The sequence below is a fragment of the Ruegeria sp. CDSB114 genome (genome assembly GCF_059611025.1).
Genome location: NZ_JBXWOT010000012.1, coordinates 30,308 through 45,149, shown reverse-complemented (window position 1 = coordinate 45,149; position 14,842 = coordinate 30,308). Strand labels below are relative to the sequence as shown.

The following is a 14,842-nucleotide window of genomic DNA, read 5'->3' as shown; positions in this document are numbered from 1 at the left end:
TCAGATTATGAAGCTGACCCCAACCCACACTGACACGAGGCCAAGCGCAAGCCCCCATATCCTCCAAAGCATGTCACATGCGCGGAAAACCTCTGGCGCGCCGATGTCGCGCGGGGCCTCGCCGTTGACCCAGGCCAGATCACGGAGCTTTCCGTCATAACTGCGCGGCCCGGCAAGGGCCACGCTCAGTGCGCGTGCCATTGCCGCCTCGGGCCAGCCAGCATTGGGAGAGATATGGCGGCGCGCATCGCCGACCATCTCGCCCCATCTGGCCCATTGGTTTGACAAGATGACGATTAACAGAAAGGTCAGTCGCGCGGGGATCAGGTTGAGGAGATCGTCCAACCGCGCAGCTGCCCATCCGAAATCACGGTATTTATCCGTGCGATAGCCGACCATGCTGTCGGCGGTATTGATCGCCTTGTAGACCAGAAGCCCTGGCAGGCCACCCACCAGAAACCAGAAGGCCGGCGCGATGACTCCGTCGCTGAGGTTTTCAGCCGCGCTCTCGATCGCGGATCGGGCGACCTGTGCTTCGGTCATGTCCTTGGTGTCGCGTGACACGATCATGGCGACCTTCGCGCGCCCATCGACCAGCGAGGTCTGCAAACCCTCGCCAACAGCGCGGACATGTTCCACCAGCGATTTTTGTGCCAACAGCACAGCGCAGATAATGGTGCCGATGATCGGGCCAAGCAAAGACAGAAGCCCCCCAAGCCCAGCGGCACCTGCGACCAGCAGCGCGGCAACAGCTATGCCCTTGAGGCGACGATACGAGCCATGGTTCAGGCGGTCGTCAAGCCACCCGATGAGTTTACCGATCATGACGGCGGGGTGCCCGACGCGCGACCACAGCCAATCCGGCTCGCCCAGGGCCGCATCCAGACACATGGCGCAGACCAGGATAAAGGCGGTGCTCACAAGGCCGCCTCAAGCCGCGCCCAGCCATCTGCCGGTGGCAGGCCAAGGCGCAGATAGGTTTGCGAATAGGGGAATACACGACTCCAGATATGTGCGCGGGCCAGACGGTCTTGCCAGGCACTGGCGTCGTCGACCTGATAGAGCCGGAACAGGCTGGTGCCGCCGATCAGCTGCGCGCCTTTCTGCGTTACCATCCGATCCATCCGAGCGGCATCGGCCGCCAAAAGCAGGCGGGCCTCGTCAGCCCAAGCCGTGTCGCTCAACGCTTGCTCTCCGATCCGCAAGGCGGGACCTGAGACCGCCCAAGGCCCGGTCAGATCGTTCAAACGTGCGATCAGATCGGAGCGTGCGATGGCAAATCCCAGCCGTAGCCCCGCCAGCCCCCAGAACTTGCCAAAGCTTTTCAGCACGATAACTCCGGGCCGGTCGGCAAGATGGATCAGCGAGGCATCGGGCGTGACGTCGCAAAAGCTCTCGTCGATAATCGTCAGGGGGGCATTCACATCGTTCACGCTCCAGATGCGCCCATCTGGGTTGTTGGGGTGCACGATCACGCGCGCCTCGACTGGGCCGGAGTTCTGTAGCGTCCAGCCCTGCGCGGCAAAGGCGGCGGCATGTTCGTTATAGGTCGGAGTGGTAATCTGAACCCGGCCGGTTGCAGCCAACGCAGGAATGCGGGCGATCAGAGCAGATGCGCCGGGTGCAGGCAGGATCTCTGCTCCCTCGGGAACTGACCAGAAACTGCGGGCCGCATCGGCCAGCCGTTCAAATGCGCCATGGTCGGGCAATTCCATCCAATCCGATGGGGTGAGCCCGGCAACTTCGTATGGAACCGGATTGATTCCGGTGGACAGGTCGATCCAATCGGTTCGCTTGCCGCCATAAACTGACATGGCTCCATCCAGCCCACCGCCATGGTCCCGAGCGGCCCGCGGATTCAAATCTCTATTTTCGCGCGCCATCGGGCCCCTCGCCGGAATCACCAAATTTTGCCTGTTTCAAGCGGATTTTTGCCAGTTTTACAAGCAAATCCGCGTGATCAGGGGCGTGCTCCGGCTCGGTTAACACTTTGTTAATGAATTGGCGTGAACACAAACCTTAGGGGTCGGCACCACTCACCATATATGTGCCGAGGTTGTTGAGAATGAATGTATTGATTGTTGAGAGTAACCCCGATTTAGGTCGGGTTTGGAAAAGGCATCTTGAACGCCAGGGTGCCGATGTCACGCTTGTGGCCGGTCAGGAGGATGCAATCCTCGCCCTGTATGGGGCCGAGTTTGAAATCATCGTTCTGGATTTGGTGCTGGAGACCGGCAGCGCTTTGGCCGTGGCTGACTTTGCCAGCTATCGCAGGCCCGAGGCTCGTGTGATTTTCGTGACCAACACCACTTTCTTTTCGGATGGCTCGATCTTTGCCCATAGCCCGAATGCCTGCGCCTATGTGCAAAGCGGCACGCCGCCAGAGGATCTGGCGGCGATGGTTGAGCACTACGCGGCGGGACGCTGATCGCGCCCGTGGGGCTCCAGATAGTTCAGGATCGGGTTCGTCGGGATGATCCGGTGCGGGTTAATGCTCTCATGGCTGTAGTGATAGTGGCGCACGATATGGTTTAAGTTTACGGTCCGCGCGACACCCGGCCACTGGTACAGCTCGCGGGTATAGGCCCACAGGTTGGGATAGTCGATCAGACGCCGCCGGTTGCATTTGAAATGCAGATGGTAGACCGGATCAAACCGGATCAGCGTGGTGAACAACCGCCAGTCGGCCTCGGTGATGCGGTCGCCCATCAGATAGCGGCTGGTGGACAGCCGGTCTTCGAGCCAGTCCAGCGTGTCAAAGAGCGGGCCAACGGCTGCGTCATATGCCGCCTGGCTGGTGGCAAAGCCGGATTTGTAGACCCCGTTATTGATGTCGGAATAGACGCGGGCATTGACCTGTTCGATTTCGTCACGCATCGCCTCGGGCCAGTAATCATCGGTGTTCCCGGTGATCCCGTCAAAGGCCGAGTTGAACATCCGGATGATTTCCGAGCTTTCGTTCGAGACGATGGTTTCCTGTTCCTTGTCCCACAGGATTGGAACGGTTACGCGCCCCGAATAGGCCGGGTCAGCCTTGGTATAGATTTGGTGGGCATAGTCCATTCCGTACAGTACGTCGCCCGCCGCCCCGTGTTCGTCGGTTGCAAATGTCCATCCCTTGTTCAGCATGTCTGGGTGTACGACCGAAACCGGGATCAGATCGGACAGCTCTTTCAGTTCGCGGAATATCAGTGTCCTGTGGGCCCAGGGGCAGGCATGGCTGACATAAAGATGGTACCGGTCAGGTTCGGCTTTGAAGCCGCCCGTGCCGGAGGGCCCGGCGCTGCCATCAGCGGTCAACCAGTTGCGAAATTGCGCCGCGCTACGTTTGAAGGCGCCGCCTGTGGATTTGGTATCATACCATGTGTCGTGCCATTTGCCGTCGACCAATAGGCCCATGGTTGGATCCTCCGTAATGCGGTTTCCCGGAACATACGCTTTGAAGGGGACCGATCCTATGCGAGCCGCCGCGCATTGTGCCTGCGTTTTCGCACAGGTTGGAATGGGATTTCCGTGCAACAGGTTTGGATTCGACCGCGTTGAGTGATCGGCTTCACTGGATTTTTACAGTCTACGTTCCAAAATAGAGTCCGCTGCGGGGGAGTTTTGATATGAGTACCTATGTTTCCAAAGAAATCAGCGCCGAATTGGATGCTGCGCGAATCGCGAGTCTGAAGAAAACCAGCCGACTTCGTGTCGAATTGGGTGACAATACGTACAAAATTCTCCGATTGTGGAGGGATGGCTTCACCGTAGAGGCTGCAACCACGCCTCGATTGCGCGGATTGGTCGATATCTACGATGGCGCGCGTCACTTATATCAATGCCTGATCATTGCCGATGAATGTGAGGCAGGCGAAATGCGCTATGAATTCAAGCGCAGCACGGCAGCCTCCGACAAGGCCCCATTGGATTTCTATCGATCTCCGGACGCGCCCATCGCGCTGCTTGGAAACAAGGACTAGGCTTTTGCCCATCGGGTCTGCCGATGGGCATTCCGCTATTGCAGATCGGAAAACGCGTGTTTCAGCCGTTTGCTGGCCTCTTCAACACGCCCGCGTTGCGTCGCTAGATTGAACCGCTCGAATGTCTCTCCGCCCGCACCAAAGCCGGGGCCAGGCGAGGTGGCGATTTTTGCATCCTCGCGCAGACGCCGGGTAAATTCTGCGTGGTCCATTCCGGTGCCCGAGAAATCAATCCAAGCCAGATAGGTTGCCTGTAAGGGCATTGACCACAGGCCAGGGATTTCTGCGATTGCAGCGTCAAAGATTTTTCGGTTGCTATCAAGATGGGCGATCTGTTCATCCACCCAAGCGGCCCCTTCAGGCGAATAGGCAGCGGTGATCATTGCGACTCCCAATGCGCTGGGATCATAATCCAGTGTCTGGATTCGGTGACGCATCGCAGCGCGCAGGTCCGAGTCGGGGATGATCATATTCCCCGTCCGTTGACCGGCGATGTTGAAAGTCTTGGACGCTGCCGTCAGTGTCACGGTCCAGGGCCGCGCATCCGGCGCGGCGACATCCATCGGAACAAAGGTCGTGCCGGGATAGACCAGATCGTGGTGAATCTCGTCCGAAACCAGAATAAGGTCGTTCCGTTCCGCAAATGCCGCGACTGCGCGCAATTCCTCTGGCGTCCAGACCCGGCCCGAGGGGTTCTGAGGCGAGCACCACAAAAGCATCTTCTCGGTTCCATCCAGCCGCGACTGCGCGTCTTCCAGATCAAGGCCATAGCCGTCGCCGTCGCGCATCAAGGGGCATTCCACCACGCGCCGACCCGACTTGTTCACCTTATGTGCAAACTCATGGTAGACGGGTGTAAAGATGACCACTCCGTCGCCCGGACTGGTCCAGACATCGAGGCAGAGCGCAATCGCATTTCCCAGACCCTGCGACGTCAGAATCCAATCAGAATCGATCTCCCACCCGTGGCGGTTCTTCATCCACCATTGGATGGAATTCAGGTAGTCCGGGTGCATCCAGGAATATCCGAAAACACCGTGATCCGCCGCGTTACGCACAGCGTCGATCACACAAGGCGCCGTAGAATAGTCGGAATCGGCCGTCCACATTGCCAGACCGTCATCCGGCGAAAGGCCATACAGCTTTTCAAGCTTGTCCCATTTCGAACTGTTGGTGCCGCGGCGGTCGATCAGGTCGTTGAATGTCATATCTGCTCCATCTGTCCGGATGAAAGCTAGCCGCAAATTCGGCAGGTGCAAGGGGGGCGTTGCGGCTTAGGGCGTGATGGCCTAAATCAACCTCATGAAACGCAATATACTGATCCATCCCGACCCCCGCCTGAAAAAGATCTGCTCTCCCGTAGTGGATCTGACGGACGAATTGCGCCAGCTGGCTGATGACATGCTTGAGACGATGTATGATGCGCCTGGTATCGGGCTGGCAGCGCCTCAGATTGGGATGCTGGACCGGCTGATCGTTATGGACTGTGTCAAGGAAGAGGACGAGGCTCAACGCCCGCTGATTATGTTCAACCCCGAAGTGGTCGCGTCGTCGGACGAGACGAATGTCTATGAAGAAGGTTGTCTTTCGATCCCTGAACAATTCGCCGAAGTGACACGCCCAAAGGTCGTGGACGTGGCTTGGATCGATCGTGATGGTAACGCGCAGCGGGAAACATTCGATGGCCTTTGGGCAACCTGTGTCCAGCATGAGATTGACCACCTGAACGGGAAGCTGTTCATCGACTATCTCAAGCCTATGAAACGCCAGATGATCACCCGAAAAATGCAAAAGCTGAAACGCGAGCAGGCGCGCGAATGACTATTCGTACCTGCCTGCCATGGCCTGATAAGCGTCTGCGGACCAAAGCCGAAGATATCACCGAAATTACTGACGAGGTTCGTGCCATCTGGGATGACATGATCGACACAATGGAGGCGATGCCCGGCGTCGGCCTTGCCGCACCGCAGATCGGCGTGATGCTGCGGCTCGCGGTGGTCGATGGCTCGACCGAGCGGGGGCGGGCCGTGCGGCTGGCAAACCCTGAGATCCTGCACAGATCGGTCGAATTGCGCGAGCATGAAGAAGCCAGCCCAAACTTGCCTGGCGTGTCGGCCAAGGTGAAACGTCCTCGGGCTGTGACGGTAAAGTTTCTCAATGAAAAAGGCATCATCGACCGCCGTGACTTTGTCGGAATCGAAGCCACCAGCGTGCAGCACCAGATCGACCATCTAAACGGGCAGATGTATTTCGACAGGCTCAGCAAGGTCAAACGCGATATTCTGCTGCGCAAAGCTAAAAAGCTGGGGTAGGCATGCGGCTGATCTTTATGGGGACACCCGATTTCTCGGCTCCGATGCTGGACGCGCTGATTGATGCGGGGCATGAGGTTGCCGCCGTCTACTGCCAGCCTCCGCGCCCAGCGGGCAGGGGCAAAAAGGATCGTCCAACCCCCGTTCATGCTCGGGCCGAGGCATTGGGCCTGACCGTTCGGCATCCGGTCTCATTGAAATCAGCGGAAGAACAGGACGCCTTTGCCGCGTTGAATGCGGATGTGGCTGTCGTCGTGGCCTATGGCCTGTTGTTGCCACAACCGATTCTGGATGCGCCTACTCAGGGATGTCTGAACATTCATGCAAGCCTGTTGCCGCGCTGGCGGGGGGCTGCGCCGATCCATCGGGCGATCATGGCGGGTGATGCGCAAACCGGAATCTGCATCATGCAGATGGAGGCTGGTCTGGATACCGGGCCAGTCCTGTTGCAGCGGGCCACCGACATTGGTGCGCAGGAGACCACAGGGCAGTTGCATGACCGGCTGTCCGAAATGGGCGCTTCTCTGATCGTCGAGGCACTGTCCAAACTGCCGAACCTGACGCCCGAGCCTCAACCCGACGTCGGCGTGACCTATGCCGCCAAGATCGACAAGGCTGAGGCGCGTGTTGACTGGGCCAGACCCGCGGTCGAAATTGACCGTCAGATCCGTGGCCTGTCCCCCTTTCCCGGCGCCTGGACCGAGATGAATGGGGAGCGGATCAAGCTGCTTGGTTCCAAATTGGCCGAGGGGCAGGGTGTTGCAGGAGAGGTTCTTGACGACCAACTGAAGGTTGCCTGTGACGATGACGCGATTGAGCTACTGCGCTTGCAACGGGCGGGTAAAGGGGCGCAGGATAGGGACACTTTTCTGCGGGGGTGGCCGATTGCCGTTGGTACCCGCCTGTCATCGGAGTAGGCCACCATGTTCATGATCCTGATGGGGACTGTCGTTATTGCTGGGATTGTCGGCTATCTGTCCGAGAAATCCGGCTTTACCCATAATGGCATTCTGCAGTCGATCATCATCTGCGTCGGTGGTGCGTTCTTGTTCTATTTCGTGCGCATCATGTTCGGGGTCAGCTTTGGCCCGCCTGGTCTGGATGCAGTGCTGTCCTCGATCGGGGCGCTGATCATCGTTCCGACCCATTGGAGGAAGTGACATGCCCGTCATCGCCCTGATCGTCATCGGCGCCGCTGCGGGTTTTCTGGCCACCCGCCTGATGCGGATCGAGGCAGATATCCCAACCACCATGCTGATCGGTATCATTGGTGCCTTGGTTGGTGGATTTCTTCTGCGGGCATTGGTCACGATGATGGGCTGGCTGTCCGGGTTCATCGGCGCTGTGCTGGGCGCGCTTCTGGTGATCTGGATCTGGCAGACCTATATGCGCCGCTAAGCCTTGATCAAGGGCGACTGCGTGGCGGGCGGCTTTTGTAGACGGGCAGTTTCCAGCCGAACAGCAGCGATCCTGCCCGCAATGCCCAGCAGATCAGGGCGCAGGCGGCAAGCACGGTCAGCTCCTCGAACCCCATCCGGTTGGCAATAACGGCCGCTACCGAGCCTGCAAGGGCGCAAGACACATAAAGCTCACCCTGTTTCAGCACCAGCGGAACCTCGTTGCAGACCACGTCCCGCATCAGGCCGCCAAAGCATCCGGTGGTGACACCCATCAACACCACGATCGTACCGGATTGGTCCAAGGATAATGCGACGCCCGTGCCGGCAGCGACCGCGATGGACAGGGCGAAACTGTCCAGCCAGACCAGCCAGTTATACCGGCTTTCGACCAGATGGGCTGTAAAGAACACAAGGACTGCCGCACTGCAGGCCATCAGGACATAGCTGGGCTGGCCAACCCAGAACACGGGATTCCGATCCAACAGCAGGTCACGCACCGTGCCGCCGCCAACGGCGGTCAGGCAGGCGATAAAGGCAAACCCTACAAGATCAAGCTGCGCGCGACTGGCGACCAATGCGCCGGTCAGCGCAAAAACCAGAACCGAGGCATAATCGAGCAGGTCCAGGCCGTTCATGGCTGCGTCTTCTTGGGCTTGAACGGGGCCATGCCTGCACGGGCCAGTTCGTCGGCTTTTTCGTTTTCCGGGTGACCCGCGTGGCCCTTGACCCATTCCCAGGTCACATCATGACGCACCTGCGCCTCATCCAGCCGTTGCCACAGGTCGACATTCTTGACCGGTTTTTTGTTCGAGGTTTTCCAGCCGTTCTTTTTCCAACCGAATATCCAGCCGGTGACGCCGTTTTTCACATAGGCGCTGTCAGTAATCACGGTGATTTTCGAGGCACGTTCGAGCGTTTCAAGCGCGCTGATTGCGGCCAGAAGTTCCATTCGGTTGTTGGTGGTTTCAGCTTCGCCGCCGCTCAGTTCACGCTGTTTCAGGACGGTGTCGCCGTCCATTGCACGCAGCAACACACCCCAGCCACCCGGGCCTGGATTACCGGAACAAGCACCGTCAGTATAGGCAAACAGTTCAGGCATGGGCCAGCACCAGAATGAAGCCATCGTAAGAACCCGCCAGACCTTTGCCGATCCCGGTCCTAATCCCGTCGATGGTAAAGCCGGCATCTGCCAGGGCCTCCACGATCTCGGTCTGCGAGAAGTAGCTATAATAGCGATCCAGATGATCGCGATGTTCGCCCGTGCCCAGTTTGAGGCCCAGGAAAAAAAAGCCCTGCGGTTTCAGCGCCCGGTGGATGGCCACCAAATGGCGTGGGAAATCCTTGCGGGGCGCGTGCAGCAGCGAGAAGCTGGCGTAGATGCCGTCATATGCGGCCACTTCGGTCACGTCATCGAAAGTACCCAGATGCGCGTCCACGCCATTGGCGCGCGCATAATCAACAAAAGCGGGCGTCGCATCCAGCGCATGCACGCTCAGGCCCTGGCGTAGAAAGAACGCGCTGTCTGACCCGGGGCCCGAGCCCAGATCCAACACATGCCCCTTACCGACGGCATCGACAAATTCCTGACGCGATGTCAGCTGCTCCGGTGGTAGAGGAACCTTGAGGTATTCGGCCACGTTGTTGGTATAGGCGTTGATGGTTTTGGGATCGCTCACAGATAGACTCCGACGGCAAGGCAGGCCAATACGACTGCGGTCAGCAAAATGCGCAACCGCATCCACCAGACCGGTGTTAGCCGCCAATACGAAAAGATGGCATCCAACACCAGTAGCCCGCCAAATCCCCACATCAGATTTGTGCCAGTGCTGACAGGCCCGCTGCCGGTTTTCAGAAAGGCCCACAGGGCGGGTAATGTGGACAGCGCATAACAGGTCGCGGCCTTGCTGCCAGAGGTTTTACTGGAAAACCCCCACAGCACGCCGGACATAAAGCTGAGGATGATCGCCCCATAATACAACTGGATATACGGACCGACAAAACGTGCGCCCAGAGCCTGTCGGCCCCAGTCGTTCAGATCGTCGTTCAGATAGGTCAGAGCGCCCCAGATGAAGGGGATCAGCCCGGCCAACCCCAGAAACAGCGGCGCCCTTGGTATGCCGCTCATGCGGGTTGGCGCAGGACGCGCGGGACTTTGAATTCGACATTCTCGGTCGCTGTTTCAACCATTTCGACCGTCACATCGTAATGCTGTCTGAACGCATCGATAACTTCGTTGATCAGAACCTCGGGGGCAGAAGCGCCTGCTGTCAGAGCGATCGAAGAGATACCTTCGAGTGCGCGCCAGTCGATGTCGGTCGCGCGCTGCACCAGTTGGGCATAGCTGCATCCCGCGCGTGCCGCGACCTCGACCAAACGGCGAGAGTTAGATGAATTCGGCGCCCCCACAACCAACAGGGCATCTGACTTCCGGGCCACAACCTTGACTGCTTCTTGCCGGTTGGTTGTGGCGTAACAGATATCTTCTTTGTGAGGGCCGACGATAGATGGAAATCGGGTCTGAAGCGCTGCAATGATATCCTTTGTATCGTCAACCGACAGGGTCGTCTGAGTGACAAAGGCCAGTTTGTCAGGGTCGCGGACCTGGACGTCTGCAACGTCTGCAACCGTTTCGACCAGCAAAACCTCTCCTTCGGGTAGCTGTCCCATCGTTCCGATAGTTTCGGGATGGCCCTTATGTCCGATCATGATCATCTGCAGCCCGGCTTCGGCGTGGCGCTGTGCTTCGACATGGACTTTGGAGACCAGCGGGCAGGTGGCGTCGACATAGACCATCTGGCGCTGCGCCGCCGTCGCGGGTACCGATTTGGGAACCCCGTGCGCCGAGAATATCACTGGGCGATCGTCGGGGCAGTCTTCCAGTTCATCGACAAAGATCGCACCTTTGGCGCGCAGTCCATCGACCACGAATTTGTTATGGACAATCTCGTGCCGAACATAGACCGGGGCACCCCATTTCTGCAGCGCCATCTCGACAATCTTTATGGCCCTGTCGACACCAGCACAGAACCCGCGCGGGGCGGCGAGATAGAGGGTCAGGGGGGGCTTGGTCATGTCGCGTTCTCCTTACCGACACAGGTAAGTCTTTTCACGGCCATGGTCCAGTCAGGACAATGTCATTGATCCGACATGGTTCAATGCTAGCCAATAGGTGTTTTCAGCACCTGATCTTTGTTTAAAAAGCGCGGCCAGGGTTTCCCCTGACCGCGCTAATTTTCAACCGAGTTTGCTTTGGGGCCAGGTTATTACCCGCCTGCGGCAACGGTGCGCGGTTCCATCGGCATTTCGCGCGGCGGACGACCGATCACGTCGCGGAGATCTTCCAGCTCGATGAAGTTGTCGGCCTGGCGGCGCAATTCGTCCGAGATCATGGGGGGCTGGCTGCGGATGGTCGACACCACAGAAACGCGTACCCCCTGACGTTGCAGGCTTGCGATCAGCGGGCGGAAATCTCCGTCGCCGGAAAACAGCACGATATGGTCTACACGTGGTGCAAGCTCCATGGCATCGACGGTCAGTTCGATATCCATGTTACCTTTGACTTTCCGACGCCCCATGCTGTCGGTGTATTCTTTTGCCGGTTTCGTAACCATGGTGAAGCCATTGTAATGCAGCCAATCAACCAGTGGACGGATGGGCGAATACTCGTCATTTTCAAGTAGCGCTGTGTAATAGAAAGCTCTGAGCATCTTACCGCGGCGCATGAATTCCTGGCGCAGCAGTTTATAGTCAATGTCAAACCCCAGTGCTTTTGCGGCTGCATAAAGATTCGAGCCGTCGATGAACAGCGCTAGCCGTTCGTCTTTATAAAACATAAATAGGTCCTTCCGGTACAAATCAGCGCGCTGCGTGTTACGTGAGTGAGTCTTGGGAAAATACAGCGCATTGATATCTCCATAATTAGGGGTTTTATGGTGTATCGCAAGTATGCAATTCGCCGAATATAGGGAGTAGGATGCGCAAAACCACCTCAAAAGCAGTGCTTGCCCTCGGTGCAAATCTCAAAGTGAGAGGTTTTGAGCCCCATCTGACGCTACGGCATGCCATTGACGCGATTTTGCGCCAGGGGCTGTTGATTCGGGCTGAAAGCCGCTTTTATGCGACCCCTTGTTTTCCTGCGGGCGCGGGCCCGGACTATGTGAATGCGGCCGTGTTGATCGAGACTGAAAGGTCACCCATTGAGTTGCTGCAGATATTGCATGGAATTGAACATGATTACGGGCGCGAGAGGATTCAGCGCTGGGGAATGCGGACGTTGGATCTGGACCTGGTCTGTTACGATGATCTGGTTCTGCCCGACCGCGAGGTTTTTCAAAGCTGGTTATCGCTGCCGCCCGAAGATCAGAAACAGCAGGCGCCGGATCAGTTGATCCTGCCGCACCCAAGGGTACAGGATCGTGCGTTTGTGCTTGTTCCCATGGCGGATGTTGCCCCGAATTGGCGGCATCCGATACTGGACCTGACCGTCAGGGAAATGCTTGCGGGGCTTCCTTCGGACGATATTGCGGCAGTTACCCCGTTATGATTGGTGCATTTGCAGCATTTCCTGCTTGTCAAGGCAGGGATTCGCCCTTAGATAAACCTCTTCCTGACATGGATTCAGTAACGGAGAGCGCCCCATGGCCCGCGTGACGGTTGAAGATTGCGTAGACAAGGTTCCGAACCGGTTTGAACTGGTGATGCTTGCCGCCCATCGTGCGCGCGAGATTTCCGCCGGTGGTCCGATCACCGTTGACCGTGACAACGACAAAAACCCAGTTGTTTCTCTGCGTGAGATCGCTGACGAGACCCAGAGCGCTGATGAGCTGCGCGAGCGGCTGATTGAGGCCAACCAGACCCAAATCGAGGTCGACGAGCCCGAAGAAGACCAGATGGCGCTGCTGATGGGTGCGGAAACAGACAAGCCTGCGGATGACGACATGTCCGAAGAAAAGCTGCTGCGCGCTCTGATGGAGGCTCAAGGCCAGGGGTAATCCCCACAAATGAAGGTGCGGACCGGATGATTTCTGCTGAAGACCTGATTGCGCTGGTCCGCAACTACAATCCAAAAACGAATGCAGACCGCATTGCCAAGGCGTATGAGTTCGGCAAGCAGATGCATGATGGGCAGTTCCGCCATTCTGGCGAGCCCTATTTCACCCACCCCGTTGCCGTTGCCGCCATCCTGACCGAACAGCGTCTGGATGATGCGACTATTATCACGGCGCTACTGCACGATACGATCGAAGACACCAAGGCCAATTACGGCAAAGTGTCTGAGCTGTTTGGCGAAGAAGTCGCCAAGCTGGTTGATGGGGTCACCAAACTGACAAACCTTCAGCTGTCCAGCCGCGAAACCAAACAGGCCGAGAACTTCCGCAAGCTGTTCATGGCGATGTCCAAGGATTTGCGGGTCATTCTGGTCAAGCTGGCAGACCGTCTGCACAATATGCGCACAATCAAGGCGATGCGGCCCGAAAAGCAGATCGTCAAAGCGCGCGAGACGATGGATATCTACGCGCCGCTCGCAGGCCGTATGGGTATGCAATGGATGCGGGAAGAGCTGGAAGACCTCGCCTTCCGCGTTCTCAACTCTGAAGGCCGCCAGTCCATCATCCGCCGCTTCATCACGCTGCAGCGCGAAACGGGTGACGTGATCCACCGGATCACCGGCGACATGCGGCACGAACTTGAAAAGGCCGGGATTGAAGCCGAGGTTTTTGGCCGTGCCAAGAAACCCTATTCGATTTGGCGTAAAATGCAGGAAAAGGACCAGGGGTTCTCGCGCCTGTCCGACATTTACGGGTTCCGCATCATTACGCAAAGCGAAGAAGACTGCTATCGAACCCTTGGCGCGATCCACCAGCGTTGGCGCGCCGTGCCAGGGCGGTTCAAGGATTATATCAGTCAGCCGAAATCGAACGGTTACCGGTCGATCCACACCACCGTTTCAGGCCGTGACGGCAAGCGGGTCGAGGTTCAGATCCGCACCCGTCAGATGCATGATGTCGCCGAAACCGGCGTGGCCGCGCACTGGTCCTATCGGGATGGCGTGCGTTCGGAAAACCCCTTTGCCGTCGACCCGGCTAAGTGGATCGCCAACCTGACCGAGCAGTTTGACAGCGAAGAGGATCACGAGGATTTCCTCGAGGCGGTCAAGCTCGAGATGTATTCGGACCAGGTCTTTTGTTTCACGCCTAAGGGGGACGTGGTGAAACTGCCGCGTGGTGCGACGCCGATCGACTTTGCCTATGCCATCCACACGCGCATCGGGCACGCCTGTGTAGGGGCCAAGGTTGATGGTATTCGCGTGCCACTTTGGACCCGGATCAAAAACGGGCAGTCGGTGGATATCATAACAGCTGACGGTCAGACTCCCCAAGTCACGTGGTTGGAAATTGCCGTCACCGGCAAAGCCCGTACAGCCATTCGTCGCGCCCTGCGCGAGGTTGACCGAGAGCGGTTCATCAAGCTGGGCAAAGAACTCGCGCGATCGGGATTTGAACATGTCGGGCGCAAAGCGACCGACAAGGCGCTGGACACTGCTGCCAAGCATCTGCGCCTGAAAGACCGGCATGAGCTGCTGGCGCGCCTGGGCAGTGCAGAACTAACTGCCCATGATGTGGTCAGCGCCGTCTACCCGGAACTGACGCAGGATGATGGTGATGCCATTCCGATGCGCCGGGCCGTGATCGGTCTTGAGCCGGGGCAGAAGTTTGACCGCGCCCCTTGCTGCCAGCCATTGCCGGGTGAACGGATCGTCGGGATCACTTATCGCGGCAAAGGTGTTGTCGTGCATGCAATCGACTGCGATCGCCTGAGCGAATACGAGAGTGAGCCCAAACGCTGGGTCGATCTGCACTGGCACTCGGGAACTCACCCGGCTGTTTACGGGGCAACGATTGATGTTACGATTGGCAATGACGCAGGTGTGCTGGGTCGCATTTGTACATTGATCGGCGAGAAAAAGGCCAATATCTCGAACCTAGAATTTGTGGATCGCAAACCGGATTTTTACCGCCTGCTGGTCAACGTAGAACTGCGCGACCTAGAGCAGTTGCATTCGTTGATGTTGATGCTTGAGGCCGAAAGCGATGTTGCAGCGGTTGAACGTTTCAGAGACAGAGCTAAATCCGCAGTTGCGGCTGGCTGAGAAGGGGTGATCAGG

General features: G+C 57.9%; 20 protein-coding genes. 10 read left to right on the top strand and 10 right to left on the bottom strand.

All coding sequences use genetic code 11. From position 1 onward, the window contains the following. Positions 1–921, bottom strand: a complete 921-nt coding sequence (cbiB, locus tag AC2FIP_RS18685; RefSeq protein WP_496709619.1) for an adenosylcobinamide-phosphate synthase CbiB — start codon at positions 919–921, stop codon at positions 1–3. After that, positions 918–1,883, bottom strand: coding sequence for a threonine-phosphate decarboxylase (locus AC2FIP_RS18680; protein WP_496787669.1), 966 nt, complete (start codon positions 1,881–1,883; stop codon positions 918–920). The genes cbiB and AC2FIP_RS18680 overlap by 4 nt, the downstream gene beginning before the upstream one ends. Before the next feature lie 182 nt (positions 1,884–2,065). On the opposite strand from AC2FIP_RS18680, the gene AC2FIP_RS18675 reads away from it, so the two are divergent. Continuing rightward, positions 2,066–2,428 (top strand): response regulator transcription factor, encoded by a 363-nt coding sequence (locus AC2FIP_RS18675; protein ID WP_271951393.1) that lies wholly within the window; start codon positions 2,066–2,068, stop codon positions 2,426–2,428. Here the strand turns inward: AC2FIP_RS18675 and AC2FIP_RS18670 are convergent. Continuing rightward, positions 2,410–3,399, bottom strand: coding sequence for a glutathione S-transferase family protein (locus AC2FIP_RS18670; RefSeq protein ID WP_496787667.1), 990 nt, complete (start codon positions 3,397–3,399; stop codon positions 2,410–2,412). The genes AC2FIP_RS18675 and AC2FIP_RS18670 overlap by 19 nt on opposite strands. 212 nt (positions 3,400–3,611) lie before the next feature. Here AC2FIP_RS18670 and AC2FIP_RS18665 point away from each other — a divergent pair, with 212 nt between their 5' ends. Beyond that, complete coding sequence (locus AC2FIP_RS18665) at positions 3,612–3,965, top strand: hypothetical protein (RefSeq protein ID WP_496787666.1); 354 nt, start codon at positions 3,612–3,614, stop codon at positions 3,963–3,965. A gap of 35 nt (positions 3,966–4,000) precedes the next feature. On the opposite strand, the gene AC2FIP_RS18660 is transcribed toward AC2FIP_RS18665, so the two are convergent. After that, positions 4,001–5,173 (bottom strand): MalY/PatB family protein, encoded by a 1,173-nt coding sequence (locus AC2FIP_RS18660; protein WP_496787665.1) that lies wholly within the window; start codon positions 5,171–5,173, stop codon positions 4,001–4,003. Positions 5,174–5,267: 94 nt separating this feature from the next. Between AC2FIP_RS18660 and def (AC2FIP_RS18655) the strand changes: the two genes are divergently transcribed. The 5 genes from def (AC2FIP_RS18655) to AC2FIP_RS18635 are packed head-to-tail and all read left to right on the top strand — an operon-like array spanning position 5,268 to position 7,675. Next, positions 5,268–5,786: a peptide deformylase gene (def, locus tag AC2FIP_RS18655; RefSeq protein WP_496787663.1), complete on the top strand. Its 519-nt coding sequence runs from the start codon at positions 5,268–5,270 to the stop codon at positions 5,784–5,786. Continuing rightward, positions 5,783–6,277, top strand: coding sequence for a peptide deformylase (def, locus tag AC2FIP_RS18650; protein WP_496787662.1), 495 nt, complete (start codon positions 5,783–5,785; stop codon positions 6,275–6,277). The genes def (AC2FIP_RS18655) and def (AC2FIP_RS18650) overlap by 4 nt, the downstream gene beginning before the upstream one ends. A gap of 2 nt (positions 6,278–6,279) precedes the next feature. Continuing rightward, positions 6,280–7,194 carry a methionyl-tRNA formyltransferase gene (gene fmt / locus AC2FIP_RS18645; protein WP_496787660.1) on the top strand — a complete coding sequence of 305 codons (915 nt, stop codon included), beginning with the start codon at positions 6,280–6,282 and terminating at the stop codon, positions 7,192–7,194. A 6-nt stretch (positions 7,195–7,200) separates the two neighbouring features. Continuing rightward, positions 7,201–7,437 carry a hypothetical protein gene (locus AC2FIP_RS18640; protein ID WP_142639214.1) on the top strand — a complete coding sequence of 79 codons (237 nt, stop codon included), beginning with the start codon at positions 7,201–7,203 and terminating at the stop codon, positions 7,435–7,437. Position 7,438: 1 nt separating this feature from the next. Then, positions 7,439–7,675: a GlsB/YeaQ/YmgE family stress response membrane protein gene (locus tag AC2FIP_RS18635; RefSeq protein WP_496714026.1), complete on the top strand. Its 237-nt coding sequence runs from the start codon at positions 7,439–7,441 to the stop codon at positions 7,673–7,675. 7 nt (positions 7,676–7,682) lie between these two features. On the opposite strand, the gene AC2FIP_RS18630 is transcribed toward AC2FIP_RS18635, so the two are convergent. From AC2FIP_RS18630 to AC2FIP_RS18605, 6 genes are all read right to left on the bottom strand, one after another. Then, positions 7,683–8,312 (bottom strand): trimeric intracellular cation channel family protein, encoded by a 630-nt coding sequence (locus tag AC2FIP_RS18630; protein WP_496692194.1) that lies wholly within the window; start codon positions 8,310–8,312, stop codon positions 7,683–7,685. Then, the gene (gene rnhA / locus AC2FIP_RS18625) at positions 8,309–8,776 is read right to left on the bottom strand and encodes a ribonuclease HI (RefSeq protein ID WP_496692195.1); all 468 of its coding nucleotides are present in this window, start codon (positions 8,774–8,776) and stop codon (positions 8,309–8,311) included. Before rnhA ends, AC2FIP_RS18630 begins: the two co-directional genes overlap by 4 nt. Then, positions 8,769–9,353: a class I SAM-dependent DNA methyltransferase gene (locus AC2FIP_RS18620; protein WP_496787659.1), complete on the bottom strand. Its 585-nt coding sequence runs from the start codon at positions 9,351–9,353 to the stop codon at positions 8,769–8,771. Before AC2FIP_RS18620 ends, rnhA begins: the two co-directional genes overlap by 8 nt. Continuing rightward, entirely contained in the window at positions 9,350–9,802 is a 453-nt protein-coding gene (locus tag AC2FIP_RS18615) for a DUF3429 domain-containing protein (RefSeq protein WP_282022242.1), read from the bottom strand. The genes AC2FIP_RS18620 and AC2FIP_RS18615 overlap by 4 nt, the downstream gene beginning before the upstream one ends. Beyond that, positions 9,799–10,749 (bottom strand): 4-hydroxy-3-methylbut-2-enyl diphosphate reductase, encoded by a 951-nt coding sequence (gene ispH / locus AC2FIP_RS18610; protein WP_271951367.1) that lies wholly within the window; start codon positions 10,747–10,749, stop codon positions 9,799–9,801. Before ispH ends, AC2FIP_RS18615 begins: the two co-directional genes overlap by 4 nt. A gap of 191 nt (positions 10,750–10,940) precedes the next feature. Beyond that, on the bottom strand, positions 10,941–11,510 hold the full coding sequence (locus AC2FIP_RS18605; RefSeq protein WP_142639223.1) for a LabA-like NYN domain-containing protein: 570 nt from the start codon (positions 11,508–11,510) through the stop codon (positions 10,941–10,943). A gap of 140 nt (positions 11,511–11,650) precedes the next feature. Between AC2FIP_RS18605 and folK the strand changes: the two genes are divergently transcribed. The 3 genes from folK to AC2FIP_RS18590 all read left to right on the top strand — a co-directional run bounded on the left by folK (position 11,651) and on the right by AC2FIP_RS18590 (position 14,827). Further along, positions 11,651–12,220 carry a 2-amino-4-hydroxy-6-hydroxymethyldihydropteridine diphosphokinase gene (gene folK / locus AC2FIP_RS18600; RefSeq protein ID WP_496787658.1) on the top strand — a complete coding sequence of 190 codons (570 nt, stop codon included), beginning with the start codon at positions 11,651–11,653 and terminating at the stop codon, positions 12,218–12,220. 94 nt (positions 12,221–12,314) lie between these two features. Continuing rightward, a complete protein-coding gene (rpoZ, locus tag AC2FIP_RS18595) occupies positions 12,315–12,668 on the top strand; it encodes a DNA-directed RNA polymerase subunit omega (protein ID WP_142639234.1) in 354 nt (117 codons plus the stop codon). A gap of 26 nt (positions 12,669–12,694) precedes the next feature. After that, positions 12,695–14,827, top strand: a complete 2,133-nt coding sequence (locus tag AC2FIP_RS18590) for a RelA/SpoT family protein (protein ID WP_142639236.1) — start codon at positions 12,695–12,697, stop codon at positions 14,825–14,827. Positions 14,828–14,842 lie beyond the last annotated feature (15 nt).

Excerpts from the sequence above, each read along its gene's own strand:
- AC2FIP_RS18680 (WP_496787669.1), bottom strand. The coding sequence starts at position 1,883 with ATGGCGCGCGAAAATAGAGATTTGAATCCGCGGGCCGCTCGGGACCAT.
- AC2FIP_RS18675 (WP_271951393.1), top strand. The coding sequence starts at position 2,066 with ATGAATGTATTGATTGTTGAGAGTAACCCCGATTTAGGTCGGGTTTGG.
- AC2FIP_RS18670 (WP_496787667.1), bottom strand. The coding sequence starts at position 3,399 with ATGGGCCTATTGGTCGACGGCAAATGGCACGACACATGGTATGATACC.
- AC2FIP_RS18665 (WP_496787666.1), top strand. The coding sequence starts at position 3,612 with ATGAGTACCTATGTTTCCAAAGAAATCAGCGCCGAATTGGATGCTGCG.
- AC2FIP_RS18660 (WP_496787665.1), bottom strand. The coding sequence starts at position 5,173 with ATGACATTCAACGACCTGATCGACCGCCGCGGCACCAACAGTTCGAAA.
- def (WP_496787663.1), top strand. The coding sequence starts at position 5,268 with ATGAAACGCAATATACTGATCCATCCCGACCCCCGCCTGAAAAAGATC.
- def (WP_496787662.1), top strand. The coding sequence starts at position 5,783 with ATGACTATTCGTACCTGCCTGCCATGGCCTGATAAGCGTCTGCGGACC.
- fmt (WP_496787660.1), top strand. The coding sequence starts at position 6,280 with ATGCGGCTGATCTTTATGGGGACACCCGATTTCTCGGCTCCGATGCTG.
- AC2FIP_RS18640 (WP_142639214.1), top strand. The coding sequence starts at position 7,201 with ATGTTCATGATCCTGATGGGGACTGTCGTTATTGCTGGGATTGTCGGC.
- AC2FIP_RS18635 (WP_496714026.1), top strand. The coding sequence starts at position 7,439 with ATGCCCGTCATCGCCCTGATCGTCATCGGCGCCGCTGCGGGTTTTCTG.
- AC2FIP_RS18630 (WP_496692194.1), bottom strand. The coding sequence starts at position 8,312 with ATGAACGGCCTGGACCTGCTCGATTATGCCTCGGTTCTGGTTTTTGCG.
- rnhA (WP_496692195.1), bottom strand. The coding sequence starts at position 8,776 with ATGCCTGAACTGTTTGCCTATACTGACGGTGCTTGTTCCGGTAATCCA.
- AC2FIP_RS18615 (WP_282022242.1), bottom strand. The coding sequence starts at position 9,802 with ATGAGCGGCATACCAAGGGCGCCGCTGTTTCTGGGGTTGGCCGGGCTG.
- ispH (WP_271951367.1), bottom strand. The coding sequence starts at position 10,749 with ATGACCAAGCCCCCCCTGACCCTCTATCTCGCCGCCCCGCGCGGGTTC.
- AC2FIP_RS18605 (WP_142639223.1), bottom strand. The coding sequence starts at position 11,510 with ATGTTTTATAAAGACGAACGGCTAGCGCTGTTCATCGACGGCTCGAAT.
- folK (WP_496787658.1), top strand. The coding sequence starts at position 11,651 with ATGCGCAAAACCACCTCAAAAGCAGTGCTTGCCCTCGGTGCAAATCTC.
- rpoZ (WP_142639234.1), top strand. The coding sequence starts at position 12,315 with ATGGCCCGCGTGACGGTTGAAGATTGCGTAGACAAGGTTCCGAACCGG.
- AC2FIP_RS18590 (WP_142639236.1), top strand. The coding sequence starts at position 12,695 with ATGATTTCTGCTGAAGACCTGATTGCGCTGGTCCGCAACTACAATCCA.